Annotated in this window: 12 protein-coding genes; 4 read left to right on the forward strand and 8 right to left on the reverse strand. The window is 72.1% G+C overall.

The genetic code is table 11. From position 1 onward, the window contains the following. Positions 1-92: 92 nt before the first annotated feature. The 8 genes from argG to ABZT17_RS14775 form a co-directional block, all read right to left on the reverse strand. Complete coding sequence (gene argG / locus ABZT17_RS14740; protein WP_356348299.1) at positions 93-1547, reverse strand: argininosuccinate synthase; 1455 nt, start codon at positions 1545-1547, stop codon at positions 93-95. Positions 1548-1625: 78 nt separating this feature from the next. Beyond that, the gene (locus ABZT17_RS14745) at positions 1626-2954 is read right to left on the reverse strand and encodes an enolase C-terminal domain-like protein (RefSeq protein ID WP_356348302.1); all 1329 of its coding nucleotides are present in this window, start codon (positions 2952-2954) and stop codon (positions 1626-1628) included. A gap of 41 nt (positions 2955-2995) precedes the next feature. Beyond that, on the reverse strand, positions 2996-4333 hold the full coding sequence (locus ABZT17_RS14750; RefSeq protein WP_356348305.1) for a gluconate:H+ symporter: 1338 nt from the start codon (positions 4331-4333) through the stop codon (positions 2996-2998). 161 nt (positions 4334-4494) lie between these two features. Next, the gene (locus ABZT17_RS14755; protein WP_356348307.1) at positions 4495-5277 is read right to left on the reverse strand and encodes a sulfite exporter TauE/SafE family protein; all 783 of its coding nucleotides are present in this window, start codon (positions 5275-5277) and stop codon (positions 4495-4497) included. Positions 5278-5343: 66 nt separating this feature from the next. Beyond that, positions 5344-6456, reverse strand: a complete 1113-nt coding sequence (locus ABZT17_RS14760; RefSeq protein ID WP_356348310.1) for a Gfo/Idh/MocA family oxidoreductase — start codon at positions 6454-6456, stop codon at positions 5344-5346. After that, positions 6426-7136 (reverse strand): ThuA domain-containing protein, encoded by a 711-nt coding sequence (locus tag ABZT17_RS14765; protein ID WP_356348313.1) that lies wholly within the window; start codon positions 7134-7136, stop codon positions 6426-6428. The genes ABZT17_RS14760 and ABZT17_RS14765 overlap by 31 nt, the downstream gene beginning before the upstream one ends. 70 nt (positions 7137-7206) lie before the next feature. Next, complete coding sequence (locus ABZT17_RS14770; RefSeq protein ID WP_356348316.1) at positions 7207-7749, reverse strand: cysteine dioxygenase family protein; 543 nt, start codon at positions 7747-7749, stop codon at positions 7207-7209. After that, entirely contained in the window at positions 7746-8678 is a 933-nt protein-coding gene (locus tag ABZT17_RS14775) for an amidohydrolase (protein WP_356348319.1), read from the reverse strand. The genes ABZT17_RS14770 and ABZT17_RS14775 overlap by 4 nt, the downstream gene beginning before the upstream one ends. Positions 8679-8837: 159 nt before the next feature. On the opposite strand from ABZT17_RS14775, the gene ABZT17_RS14780 reads away from it, so the two are divergent. From ABZT17_RS14780 to efeB, 4 genes are all read left to right on the forward strand, one after another. Further along, on the forward strand, positions 8838-9842 hold the full coding sequence (locus tag ABZT17_RS14780; RefSeq protein ID WP_356348322.1) for a LacI family DNA-binding transcriptional regulator: 1005 nt from the start codon (positions 8838-8840) through the stop codon (positions 9840-9842). Positions 9843-9907: 65 nt separating this feature from the next. Beyond that, a complete protein-coding gene (locus ABZT17_RS14785; RefSeq protein ID WP_356348325.1) occupies positions 9908-10681 on the forward strand; it encodes an SGNH/GDSL hydrolase family protein in 774 nt (257 codons plus the stop codon). A 146-nt stretch (positions 10682-10827) separates the two neighbouring features. Continuing rightward, positions 10828-12075, forward strand: a complete 1248-nt coding sequence (locus tag ABZT17_RS14790) for an EfeM/EfeO family lipoprotein (protein ID WP_356348327.1) — start codon at positions 10828-10830, stop codon at positions 12073-12075. Further along, on the forward strand, positions 12072-13292 hold the full coding sequence (efeB, locus tag ABZT17_RS14795; protein WP_356348329.1) for an iron uptake transporter deferrochelatase/peroxidase subunit: 1221 nt from the start codon (positions 12072-12074) through the stop codon (positions 13290-13292). Before ABZT17_RS14790 ends, efeB begins: the two co-directional genes overlap by 4 nt. The last annotated feature ends 125 nt before the right edge of the window (positions 13293-13417 follow it).

Raw genomic sequence — 13417 nt, forward strand, 5'->3', positions numbered from 1 at the left:
CGTGTGCGCCCGCTTCCATGACACAAGGCCGGCCCCGCGCCTCTCGGCGCGGAACCGGCCTTGTGGTGGTACGTCGTTCCGGCAGGGGCCGGTCAGTCCGTGCCGGCCTCCATGGCGGCGCGGTCCAGCAGCGCGTCCTGCTCGGAGACCTCGCCACGGGAGGCGATGACCTCGGCGCCGCCCTCGGGCAGCTCCGGCATGGTGCCGATGAGCCCGGTCGCCGCCGCCTGGGAGGCGCCGATGGTGGGACTGCCGGTGCCGATCAGGCCGAGGCCGACGTACTGCTCCAGCTTGGCGCGGGAGTCGGCGATGTCCAGGTTGCGCATGGTGAGCTGGCCGATCCGGTCGACCGGGCCGAAGGCGGAGTCCTCGGTGCGCTCCATGGAGAGCTTGTCCGGGTGGTAGCTGAACGCCGGGCCGGTGGTGTCGAGGATCGAGTAGTCCTCGCCGCGCCGCAGCCGCAGGGTGACCTCGCCGGTGATCGCCGAGCCGACCCACCGCTGCAGGGACTCGCGCACCATGAGCGCCTGCGGGTCCAGCCAGCGGCCCTCGTACATCAGGCGGCCCAGGCGCCGGCCCTCGGTGTGGTACTGGGCGACGGTGTCCTCGTTGTGGACGGCGTTGACGAGGCGCTCGTAGGCCGCGTGCAGCAGGGCCATGCCGGGGGCCTCGTAGATACCGCGGCTCTTGGCCTCGATGATGCGGTTCTCGATCTGGTCGGACATGCCCAGACCGTGGCGGCCGCCGATGGCGTTGGCCTCGGTGACCAGGTCGACGGCGGTGGCGAACTCCTTGCCGTTGATCGTCACCGGACGGCCCTGGTCGAAGCCGATCGTCACGTCCTCGGTGGCGATCTCGACCTCGGGGTCCCAGAAGCGGACACCCATGATCGGCTCGACGGTCTCCACCCCGGTGTCGAGGTGCTCCAGGGTCTTGGCCTCGTGGGTGGCGCCCCAGATGTTGGCGTCGGTGGAGTACGCCTTCTCCGTGCTGTCCCGGTAGGGCAGACCGTGGGCGAGCAGCCACTCGGACATTTCCTTGCGGCCGCCGAGCTCGGTCACGAAGTTCGCGTCCAGCCAGGGCTTGTAGATCCTGAGGTGCGGGTTGGCGAGCAGGCCGTAGCGGTAGAACCGCTCGATGTCGTTGCCCTTGAAGGTCGAGCCGTCGCCCCAGATCTGGACGTCGTCCTCGAGCATCGCCCGCACCAGCAGGGTGCCGGTGACCGCGCGGCCGAGCGGGGTGGTGTTGAAGTAGGCACGACCGCCGGAGCGGATGTGGAACGCGCCGCAGGCGAGCGCGGCCAGGCCCTCTTCCACCAGCGCGGCACGGCAGTCGACCAGGCGCGCGATCTCGGCACCGTAGGTCTTGGCACGGCCGGGCACCGAGGCGATGTCGGGCTCGTCGTACTGGCCGATGTCGGCGGTGTAGGTGCACGGGACGGCGCCCTTGTCGCGCATCCACGCGACCGCGACCGAGGTGTCGAGCCCGCCGGAGAAGGCGATGCCGACGCGCTCGCCGGCGGGAAGGGAGGTGAGGACCTTGGACATAGGAAGAGTATGCATGATTACGCATGATCATGCAAAGGTGGGGTCGGTTACTTTCTCGTCGGGCCCTGGGGCGCGTGCTCAGCGCACCAGACAGGGGCGCTTGCCGTCGAAGGTCCAGTCCTTGATCAGGTAACGCATGCCCACCGCGTCGTCGCGGCCCGGCAGTGCCTTGGTGCGGTGGAGCTCGTGCGCGGCGAGGAGGCGATCCATGTCGAGGCGGACACCGAGGCCGGGGGTGTCCGGGACGGCGACCTCGCCGCCGATGACGCGAGGCGGGTCGACGGTCAGCCGTTCCTGGCCCTCCTGCCAGATCCAGTGCGTGTCCAGCGCGTTGTACTCGCCCGGCGCGGCGGCACCGCAGTGGGCCATCATCGCGAGCGAGATGTCGAAGTGGTTGTTGGAGTGGCAGCCCCAGGTCAGGCCCATCTCGTGGCAGAGCTCCGCCACCCGTACCGACCCGCGCAGGGTCCAGAAGTGCGGGTCCGCGAGCGGGATGGAGACGGACTGCAGGGCGAGGGCGTGGGTGAGCTGACGCCAGTCGGTGGCGATCATGTTGGTGGCGGTGGGCAGTCCGGTGGCCCGGCGGAACTCGGCGAGGATCTCCCGGCCCGAGTAGCCGTCCTCGGCTCCACAGGGGTCCTCGGCATAGGCGAGTGTGCCCAGCAGCGGCCGGCACAGGTCGACCGCCTCACGCAGCGACCAGGCACCGTTGGGGTCGAGCGTGATCCGCGCCTCGGGGAAGCGGTCCTTCAGCGCCCGTACGGCCTTCACCTCCTCGGCGCCCGGCAGGACACCGCCCTTGAGCTTGAAGTCCCGGAAGCCGTAGTGCGCGTAGGCCGCCTCGGCCTGGCGGACGATCGCCTCCGGGGTCAGCGCCTCCTCGCGCCGGACGCGGTACCACTCCACGTCCGCGTCCGGTTCGCGGACGTAGTCCAGGTCCGTGCGGTCCGGGTCGCCGACGTGGAAGAGATAGCCGAGGACGCGTACGGAATCGCGCTGCTTGCCGTCGCCGAGCAGGGCGGCGACCGGGACCTCCAGGTGCTGGCCGAGGAGGTCCAGGAGGGCCGACTCCACGGCCGTGACGGCGTGCACGGTGGTGCGCAGGTCGAAGGTCTGGGCGCCGCGCCCACCGGAGTCACGGTCGCCGAAGGCCGTCCGCAGCGTACGCAGGACCGCCTTGTGGTCGCCCACGCGGGCACCCAGGACCAACGGTCCGGCGTCGCGCAGGGTCTGGGTGATCCGCTCACCCCCGGGTACCTCGCCCAGGCCCGTACGGCCCTCGGAGTCCTCGATGACGACGATGTTCCGGGTGAACCAAGGGGCGTGCGCGCCGGAGAGGTTGAGGAGCATGGAGTCACGGCCGGCGACCGGGTAGACGGAGAACTTGGTGACGACGGGCTGACTCATGGGGGAACTGCCCTTCCGGTGAGGGGGATCGGGGTGGGGGATCAGACGTTCAGGGCGTCCAGGACCTGCTCCAGGACCAGCACACCGCCCAGGCCGAGGACGGCGAGGACCGTGGTGTAGGTCGTGCGCGCCTTGACGGCGTCGATGACCGAGAGGTTGAAGTACTCCTTGAACATCCAGAATCCCGGGTCGTTGACATGGGAGAAGGCGATGGAGCCGCACGAGACGGCGAGCACCATGACCTCGGGGTGTACCCCGCTGCCGGCGAGCAGCGGCAGCGCCACGCCGGAGGCGGTGACGACGGCTACGGTCGCCGACCCCAGGGCGACGCGGAGGATCGCGGCGATCAGCCAGGCCAGGATGATCGGCGAGATGGACCAGTGCTCGGTGGAGTCCTTGATGTAGTCGGAGATGCCGCCCTCGACGAGGACGTTCTTGAAGGCCCCGCCCGCGCCGATCACCAGCAGGATCATCGCCATCGCCCGGGCGGCCTCCCGGCAGGACTCGGCGACCTCGGACAGACTGCGGCCGATGCGCGGGCCGAGCGCCCAGACGGAGAGGAGGAGGGTGAGCAGCAGGGCGATCGGGGCGGAGCCGATGAAGGCGACGAAGTGCAGCAGCGGGCTCGATCCGGAGGTGGCCAGGTCCGTCACCGCGGCCCCCGCGATCAGCACGACCGGCAGCAGGGCCACGGCCAGCGACCAGCCCATGCCGGGCATCTCCTCGTCCTCGAAGACACGGTCGCTCACCAGGCCTTCGGGGACCTGGGGGTTCATGGCCCGGACGAAGGGCAGTCGCGGCCAGGTGAGGGCGATCAGCGCGCCGACCGGGACGGCGATGAACAGGCCGTAGAACAGGGTGAGTCCCACGGAGGCGTGGAAGGTGGCGGCCACGGCGGTCGGGCCCGGGTGGGGCGGCAGGAAGCTGTGCATCGTGGACAGGGCGATGGACATGGGCAGTCCGACCCACAGCAGGTTGGACCGGGTGACGCGGACGAGGGTGAAGGCGACCGGCACGATGATGACGAAGGCGACCTCGTAGAACATCGTCACGCCGATGAGCATCGCGGTCAGCACCATGGCGACCTGGACCCCGCGGGGCCCGCAGACGTCCAGCAGCTTGGTGGCCATCCGCTGGGCGGCACCCGAGTCCCCCATCACCCGGCCGACCATGGCGCCGAGTCCGATGGTGAGCATCGTGTCGCCGATCTGGCCGCCGATGCCCTCGGAGAGGACGTCCGAGATCTTCTCCAGCGGTATGCCCCGGACCAGGGCGACGCCGACGGCCACCAGGAGCAGGGCCGCGAAGCCGTTCAGTCTGAGTTTCGTCATCAGGAAGAGCAGGACCACCACGCTGATTCCGACCACGACGAGCGGCATGCGTCAGTTCTCCTTCGAACTGCCAGTCAAGGCTGGGAAGTTCATCCCCTCGAACGAAATCCTCAGATGAGGACGTCGTCTACATATGAGGACGGAGGCTAGGTTGATCGTCATGCGGAGGTCAATGGGTGTGCACGACATGGTTCTTCCGGGACGAGACGTCAGCCGGTCCCGTACCAGAGCGATACGGCCAGCCCGAGCCCCGCCAGCGCGATGGCGATCCGCAACGGCTTCTCGGGCAGCCGTCGCACGACCGCCGGCCCCATCCGGCTGCCGGCGAGGCAGCCCAGGCCCAGGGCCACGGCGGCCCACCAGTCGACCGGGGCGAGGAACACATAGGCGATCGCCGCGACGAGGTTGGCGGCGCCGGTGACGATGTTCTTGACGGCGTTGGTGACCCGCAGCGGCTCGTCGGCGGAGAGGGAGAGCACGGCGAGCATCAGGACGCCGGACGCGGCACCGAAGTAGCCGCCGTAGAGACCGACCAGCACAACCGCGCAGGTCAGCGGCAGCGCCGTACGCCAGTCGCCGCGACCGTCCGCGGACGCGTCGTCCGCCATCCGCCCCTCGGTCACCCGGCGCAGCGGCTCACGGACCAGGATCAGCACCGAGCCCAGGGCGATCAGCCAGGGGACCACGCGCTCGAAGGCCGACGAGGGCGTGCCGAGCAGGAGCGCCGCGCCGGCCGAGCCGCCCAGGGCCGAGAGCAGTGAGAGCCGGCCGAGTCTTCGCCGCTGTCCCCGGAGTTCCTCGCGTGAACCGGCCGCCGTTCCGAGGGTGTTGGAGAACAGCGCCACGGTGTTGGTGACGTTGGCGGCCACCGGGGGCAGTCCGGCGGCGAGCAGTGCCGGGTAGCTGAAGAGGGAGGCCAGGCCGGCGATCGACCCCGCCAGTCCGGAGGCGACGCCCGCCACGGCGAGCAGCAGGGCGGAGCCGGCGGACACAGAGGGTTCCCTTCCGAGGCGGACGCCTCACCCTCCCCCACGACTGTTCCATATGCAAGACGCTGTCTACATGGAGAGACGACCCTTCGGACCCCGCCATGCCTCGGCGGGTGTCAGCGGGACCGGGGCGGGCCGCTCCACCGTCGTCGTCAGCGTGATGCGGCGCCCCTCGTCCGCTCCACGCAGAAGGGCGGTCATGATCTCGAGGACGTGCAGGCCGAGGGCGCCTCCGGCGCGCGGCTCGTCGGCCTGGACGAAGTCGAGCAGACCGACCCCACGGCCGCCGCCGACGTAACCGGCGGACGGTTCGAGCGTGCGCCAGTCGGTGCCGCCCAGCGCGAAGTGGCGGACGGCGCCGTCGAACTGGTTGGGGTCGGGTACCGACAGGGTCCCGGTCTCGCCGTGGACCTCGATGGGTGCGGCCGTGGTGGCGACCCCGTCGAAGCTCGTCGTGAGGGTGGAGAGGGCGCCACCGGTGTGTTCGAGGACGCCGGAGACATGGCTGTCGACCCGCACCGGGATCCGCTCCCCCGTGCGGGGGCCGGAGCCGATGACCCGCTCGTCGCGCAGCCGGGCGGCGGCGCCGGTCACCGACCGTACCGGGCCGAGGAGTTGGACGAGCGCCGAGATGTAGTAGGGCCCCATGTCCAGCAGCGGGCCACCGCCCGGGAGGTAGTAGAAGTCGGGGTGGGGGTGCCAGCGCTCGTGCCCCGGGGTGACCATCACGGCCGACGCGGCGAGCGGACGCCCGACGAGGCCCGCGTCGACGGCGGCGCGGGCGGTCTGGGTGCCGGTCCCGAGGACCGTGTCCGGCGCGCAGCCGACCCCGACCCCGGCCGCCGCGGCGGCCTCGACGACGGCCGTGCCGTCGGCGAACGTACTGGCCAGCGGCTTCTCGGTGTAGACGTGCTTGCCGTGGCCGATCGCGCCGAGCGCGATCTCGGCGTGGGCCGCGGGCGTGGTGAGGCTGAGCACCGTCTGCACGTCGGAGGCGGCGAGCAGGTCCTGGACGCTCCTGGCCTCGGCTCCCGGCAGCTCGGCGGCCACCGCGTCCGCGCGAGCGCCGTCGAGGTCGGCCACCGCGACGACCTCGACGCCGGGATGGCCCGCGAGGGTGTCGAGATAGGCCCGGGAGATGACGCCGAGTCCTACGATGCCGATGCGGTGCGCGTCGCCCACAGCATTCCCCTCTCGATGACGGTACGGACGTTCGGGTCCTCCAGTACGTCGAGGCTGTGCCCCGGTGTGGTGACGACGATGCGCCCGGCGCCCCAGACGCGGGTCCAGATCGCCGGCGTGGTCACCGGGCGGTGCCAGGGCTCGTACGGCCGTACCGGATGGGTGGTGGTGGCCAGGACGTCGATGAGGTCGTCGTGGAGCACCCAGTACTGCTCGGTCTCCAGCTCGAAGTCGGCCAGCCCGGCGGTGATGGGGTGGGTGCGGCCGAGCTCGGTGATCCGCACCGTGTGCGGCAGGAAGTTGTCGGCGGCCTCACCGCGCCGCTCGCACGGCTCCTTGCCCGGATGGGTGGCGAACTGGCCGCCCACCAGGTGCAGATAGTCCGACGAGGCCCGGAACGAGTCGGCGATCCCGCCGTGCCAGCCGGTGAAGCCGGTGCCCGCGACGACCGCCGCGCGAAGACCGGCCAGTTCCCCGGGCGTGATCTCCGACATGGTGACGCACTGCACCACCAGGTCGGTGCCGGCCATCGCGTCGGAGTCGCCGTAGACCTCGGTCGACTCCTCGACCCGCACGGCGTACCCGTTGTCCCGCAGGAACGGGATGAACAGCTCGGTGGCCTCGACCGGCCGATGCCCCTCCCAGCCACCGCGCACGACCAGGGCCCGCTGCTGCGCCATGTTCACTCCCTCGTACGTCAACTCCGTTCATTGTCCAGACGTTCGCGGGCGTCGGCGGGGGCGGGGTCCGTCAGGCGGCCGGTGTCTCCAGGGGCCGCAGCTCGTCCGCGTACGACACGGACATCCGGCGCATCAGGCCGTCCTCGGCGATGTCGTACTGGCCGAGGCGCCACAGCGGCGGTGAGTAGGCGTGGATCGAGACGGCGTCGTCGGTGGCGCCGGTGAGCCGGTGGATGTGTTCGGGGCCGAAGGTGAAGCCCTCCCCTGCCACCACGGTGACGGAGCGGTGGGCGCCACCGATGCGCGGACTGGACTCGTTGAGCGCGCCCTGGACCACGGTGACGGCGCCCGCGGAGAGGTCGTGGTCGTGCCAGCCGGTGTCGTTCCGCCGGGTCCAGCACAGGAGCCAGACGTCCACGTACTCGTCGCGGTGGAGGGAGGCGTAGTGGCGCTGCTGGTCGGAGAAGGCGACCTGCTCGCGCCACAGCTCGGGGCGGGCCGCCAACTCGGCCACCAGCGAACGGAGTTCACTCTGGTCGAGGGTGCGGTCGGGCAGGACCCCATAGGTTTCGGGCAGGGCCCCATAGGTCTCGGGCAGGGACTCATAGGTCATGGAGTGCTCCCTTCGAGTCGTCGGCCGTCGGCTGCGGTGCGTCCGTGCAGCAGCCGGGCCGGGTTGGCGGTGCGCAGGGCGTGGACGGCGGCGTCCGCGCCGAGGTCGGGGATGACGGGCGAGGCGTAGGGGCGGTCGCTGCCGGTGACGACCACGTCGATGCCGACCGCCCGGACGAGCGCGTCGACGGCCCGGGTGCCGTAGGAGGAGGTCTCGTAGAACGCGTCGAAGTCGACCTCGCCGCGTCCGCCTCCGCGTGCGGCGAGCCGTTCGCCGTGGAGCGGGGCGAGGCCCGCGAGGGCGGCGAAGCAGACTCGCAGGCGGGGGTGCCGGGCGCGGCCGAAGGCCCGGAAGGCGAACCAGGACGCGTGCATCTGGTGCAGATACGGCACCAGAGCCGGCCACCAGGGCGGTGCGCCGGGGGTGGGCGGGGCCGCGCCGGGGTGGATGAACAGGGGTCTGTCGTGGTGGGTGAGGACGTCGAGGAGGGGTGCGCAGTGGGTCCAGCCCGCCGCGTCGAGGAGGGCGGTGGCGGGGAGTTGGAGTCCCACGCAGCCGCGCCGGAGCTCGCGGGCGAGGGCGTCCGGGTCGGGTTCCGGTGCCGACAGACAGGCGGCGGCCCAGACGCCGAAGGGCGCGGGCAGGGCGAGGGCGCCGTCGTGGAACGCGGCCAGCAGCGGGGCGGCCTCGGCGGGCGGCAGGTACTCGATGCCGAGGGGGCTGGAGAGGGACACCAGGGCGAGGTCGAGACCGTCGGCGGCGGCGAGGCGGGTGCGGGCCGCGACGTCGTGGTCGGCCGGATCGACGGGGTAGGGCGGTTCTCCGGTCAGGTGCAGCGTCCAGCCGTCGAGGTACGGCGGCGTCGTGCGGGCGCGCAGCAGGTCGACGAAGGCGGGTGGCCAGATGTGCTGGTGGACGTCGGTGGGCACGCGGCGGGTCCCGGGAGAGAGGTGTTGATCGAACATGTTAAGCGCTTCACTGATGCGGTTTACTTAAGCGCTTAACAAGAAGAGGTGTCAAGCAGGTGTTCGCATCGTGGACGGGGCCGCTCATCCACATCACGCCGCCGCCCCGGTAGGCTTCCCGCCATGGCCAGGCCCACCAAGCGCACCACCCTCCGTGAGGTGGCCGAGGCCACCGGCCTCTCCACCGCCGCCGTCTCCTACGCCCTGCGCGGCACACATGTCTCCAAGGAGACCGAGGAGCGGGTGCGCAGGGCCGCCGCCGAGCTCGGCTACGAGGCCGATCCCATCGCCCGCGCCCTGGCCAGCGGCCGTACCAGCATGGTCGGCGTGCTCGCGGGGGATCTCCAGGACCTGTGGCAGCAGCAGCTGATGGCGGCCATCGGCCGGGAGCTGCTGGCCGGCGACCGCTACGCGCTGATCGTGGACGCGGGCGGCGACCCCGACCGCGAGCTGGCCCTCGCCAAGCAGCTGCGCGACCAGCGGGTGGACGCGCTGCTCGTCTCGCCGGTCAACCCCTCGGCGGAGAGCTGGGCGGCGATCGCCGACGCGCTGCCGGTGGTGGCCGTGGGCGACTCGCTGAGCCGGGCCCGCACGGCCGGCCAGGTCATCTTCGACAACCGGTCCGGGATCGACGCGGTCCTGGAGTATCTGCACGCTCTCGGCCACCGCCGGGTGACCGTGCTGACCCCGACCCGCCCCAGCACCCCCGACCGGCCGGCCGACGTGTACGTGGGCGAGGCCGCCGACCGTCTCGGCCTGGAGGCCGAACTGGTCCCGTGCCCGCAGGAGTTGGGCGAGGCGACGGCGGTGGCACGCCGGGTCCTGGACGGCCCGCGGGCCGCCACCGCCGTGTTCTGCTTCTCCGACTCCCTGGCGTACGGCGTCTACGCGGCCGCCGCCGAGGCCGCGCTGGAGGTGGGCCGGGACATCTCCGTCGTCGGCTTCGACGACCACCCCGTCTCCCGGGTCCTGACCCCGCCCCTGACCACGGTGGACTGGGGTCTGCCGGAGATCGCGGCGCAGGCGGCACGGCTGACCGTCGCGGCGATCGAGGGGAAGCGGGTGCGCAGGAAGCGGGTGCTGTGCGCACCGCGGATGAGCGAACGCGGCTCCGCCGTGCGCGTCTGAACGGCCGGGGCACGCCCGGACGTCCGCGGTTCACGTGCCGGACGCCCTTTGTAGACTCGACCTTCATGACCTTCCTGCGCTACGTGGCCATCGGAGACAGCCTCACCGAGGGCATCGGCGATCCCGATCCGGCCGCCGGTCACCTCGGCTGGGCCGACCGGCTCGCCGAGATCCTGGCGGAGCGACGGCCGCAGTTCACGTACGCCAATCTGGCCGTGCGCGGAAAGACGAGCGCGCAGATCAGAGCCGGTCAGCTGGAGGCCGCCCTCGCGTTGCGGCCCGACCTGGTGACGGTGACGGCGGGCATGAACGACCTCGTACGGGCCCGCTACGACGCCGAGGCGGCCGCCGCGAACCTGGAGGCGATGTTCGCCCGCCTCACCGCGTCCGGCGCCCGGGTGGCGACGGTGTCCTTCCCGGACCTGGGCAAGATCTCCCCCGTCGCCCGCCGGGTGCTCCCCCGCATCCTCGACCTCAACGCCCGTCTGCGCACCCTCACCCGGCGCTACGACGTCGCCCTCCTCGACGTCTTCCCGGAACCCTTCACCGGCGACCCGCGCCTGTGGAGCACCGACCGCCTCCACGCGAGCCCCCTCGGCCACACGCGTATCGCCGCCGGCATGGCCCACACGCTCGGCGTCCCCGGCCACGCCGACTGGAACGCCCCGCTCCCCCCGCGCTTGCCGGTTCCCGCCCTGCACGCCCTCGGGGCCGATCTGCGCTGGACACTCGACCACGCCGGCCCCTGGCTGTGGCGACGGCTGCGCGGGCGGGTGCCCGGGGACGGGTTCGTCGCCAAGAGACCGCGGCTGGAGCCGATGGCGCAGCGGGTGGCGTGATCCACTCCGCCCGTCGGGCCGGTGAACGGCGGCCGAATTCTGGCCCTTGCTCCGGTCAGAAGCCCCTCCGAGGCACGAACCCGGCTCCGCGGCCTGCTTAGGATCGGCTGCGTCGCCTCGTTCGTACGACCCCCAGGAGGCCCGGCGTGCCCGAAGCCGGTTCCCGAGCCGATGAGCCGCCACCCCCTTCCGGCGCGACCCGGCGCCGTACCGCGCTGCTCACCGGGGGTGCGCTGGCGGTCGTGGCGGCCTGTGTCGGCGGGGTGCTGGTGGCCGGAGGCACCGGTGGGAGCGGGCATCGGGCGGCGGTGGCGGGGGACGGGCTGCGGCACACCACCGTGCAGGTGACACCGGCCGGCTGCGGCCGTGGCTGGAGCCGGCCCGAGCCCGGCAAGCAGGTCTTCGACCTCGACAACACCTCCGGCGCGCCGGCCGACGTGGATCTGATCGACCCGCGGTCGGGCGCGGTCTACGGCGAGGTCGAGGGGCTCGCCCCGGGCACGGTCCGCCCGCTGCGGGTGACGCTGGGCGATGGGACGTACGCCTTCAGATGCCTGCCCGACGACGCGGACGCCGTGACCGGCCCCACGGTCCGTATCAGCGGCGCCGAGGTGAGGAGCGGTCCGGCCGCCGTGCCGGTGACCCAGCAGGACCTCATTCCGCCGACGCTGGCCTACCAGCGGTGGATCCGGGCCCGGACCGTGGAACTGGCCCGGCGGACCGATGTGTTGCGCGCCGCCGTGGACCGCGGGGACCTGACGGCCGCGCGTGCCGCCTGGCTGCCCGCGCACCTGGTGTACGAGCGGATGGGCGCCGCGTACGGGACGTTCGGTGACGCGGACGAGAAGATCGACGGGACCACGGCCGGGCTGGCGGACGGGGTGCGGGACAAGGACTTCACCGGCTTCCACCGGGTGGAGTACGGCCTGTGGCACGGCGAGTCGGCGAGCGGTCTGCGGGGTCCGGCCGACCGGCTCGCCGAGGCGGTCCACGCGCTGCGCGACAGCTGGCCCGACCAGAGGATGGACCCGGCCGACGTCGGGCTGCGGGCGCACGAGATCCTGGAGAACACCGTGCAGTTCGAGCTGACCGGCCGCACCGACTACGGCAGCGGCACCAACCTGGCGACGGCCCGCGCCAACCTCGACGGCACCCGGGTGCTCCTCGGGTATCTGCGCCCGCTGCTGAAGACGCGCGACAGCTCACTGGCCGGCCTCGACTCCTGGCTCGACCGCACCCAGCGCCTCCTCGACTCCTTCCGGCACGGGCAGCGGTGGACGCCGCTGTCCCGACTCGGCCGCGCCCAGCGGGAGATGATCGACGCCGACCTGGGCGAGTCGGTGGAGCGGCTCGCCGATGTGGCGGCCCTGACGGACGTACGGAGGACCGCGTGAAGCCCGTGAGCAAGGTCGGCCGCCGGGGATTCCTGACCGGTGCGGCCGCCGTGGCCGGTGGTGGACTGGTGGCCGCCGACCGTGGTGCCGCCGTGGCCGCCCCGTCCCGGGAGAGCGCCCGGATCGACTTCCACGGTCCGCACCAGGCCGGGATCGTGACGCCCGCACCGCGCGCCACCGCCTTCGTCTCCTTCGACACCACCGCCGAGAACCGCGCGGAACTGCGGGAGTTGCTGCGCACGCTGACCGACCGGGCGCGGCTGCTCACCTCCGGCGGCAGCCCGGACGAGCTGGGCATCACCGCACCGCCCGCCGACTCGGGCACGCTCGGCCCGGACGTGCCCGCCGACCGGCTGACCGTCACGGTCGGCGTCGGCGCCTCCCTCTTCGACGACCGCTACGGCCTGGGCGCCGGGAAACCGCGCCGTCTCACTGCGATGCCGCCGTTCCCGGACGACGACCTGGACGCGGCCTGGTGCCACGGCGACCTCAGCGTCCAGTTCTGCGCGGGCAACGCGGACACCGTGCTGCACGCCCTGCGGGACGTCGCCCGGCACACACGGGGCGCCATGCAGGTGCGTTGGCGCATGGACGGCTTCATCAGCCCGCCCCGGCCGTCGGGGACCCCACGCAACCACATGGGGTTCAAGGACGGCATCGCCAACCCGGACGCCACCAGCGGCCGGGAGATGGACCGACTGGTGTGGGTGGGCGCGGGCGGCGGTGAGCCGGACTGGGCGACCGGCGGCAGCTATCAGGTCGTACGGCTGATCAGGATGCTGGTGGAGTTCTGGGACCGGGTCTCGATCACCGAGCAGGAGCGGATGTTCGGGCGGGCCAGGGACACCGGGGCCCCGCTCGACGGGCGCCACGAGAAGGACACGCCCGACTACGCGCAGGATCCGCAGGGCGACATCATCCCGCTGGACAGCCATATCCGGCTGGCCAACCCGCGTACCCGCGCCACGGCCGACCAACGCATCCTGCGCCGCGGCTACAACTACGACCGGGGCACCGACGGCAACGGAAACCTCGACATGGGTCTGCTGTTCTGCTGCTACCAGCAGGACCTCGCCCGGCAGTTCGAGACGGTGCAGAAGCGGCTGGCCGGTGAGCCGCTGGTCGACTACGTCTCCCCGTTCGGCGGCGGCTACTTCTTCGCGCTGCCCGGGGTGCGGGACGGGTCCGACTGGCTGGGCCGGGGTTTGCTGGTGTGATCCGAGGCCGGTCAAGAGGTCCCCAAAACAGCATGAGAATTTCCTGACCGAACATTCGCACGTCTGTCATTGCCGCTCTTCCGCCCCGCCGCCACCATTGCGGAGGATCCGGCCGTGGGTGCCAT

This window comes from Streptomyces sp. NPDC005648 (assembly GCF_040605395.1).
GTDB lineage: Bacteria > Actinomycetota > Actinomycetes > Streptomycetales > Streptomycetaceae > Streptomyces.

What these genes read in the sequence shown, in the direction of transcription:
- argG (WP_356348299.1), bottom strand. Translation starts at nt 1,547, where the DNA reads ATGTCCAAGGTCCTCACCTCCCTTCCCGCCGGCGAGCGCGTCGGCATC.
- ABZT17_RS14745 (WP_356348302.1), bottom strand. Translation starts at nt 2,954, where the DNA reads ATGAGTCAGCCCGTCGTCACCAAGTTCTCCGTCTACCCGGTCGCCGGC.
- ABZT17_RS14750 (WP_356348305.1), bottom strand. Translation starts at nt 4,333, where the DNA reads ATGCCGCTCGTCGTGGTCGGAATCAGCGTGGTGGTCCTGCTCTTCCTG.
- ABZT17_RS14765 (WP_356348313.1), bottom strand. Translation starts at nt 7,136, where the DNA reads ATGGCGCAGCAGCGGGCCCTGGTCGTGCGCGGTGGCTGGGAGGGGCAT.
- ABZT17_RS14770 (WP_356348316.1), bottom strand. Translation starts at nt 7,749, where the DNA reads ATGACCTATGAGTCCCTGCCCGAGACCTATGGGGCCCTGCCCGAAACC.
- ABZT17_RS14780 (WP_356348322.1), top strand. Translation starts at nt 8,838, where the DNA reads ATGGCCAGGCCCACCAAGCGCACCACCCTCCGTGAGGTGGCCGAGGCC.
- ABZT17_RS14785 (WP_356348325.1), top strand. Translation starts at nt 9,908, where the DNA reads ATGACCTTCCTGCGCTACGTGGCCATCGGAGACAGCCTCACCGAGGGC.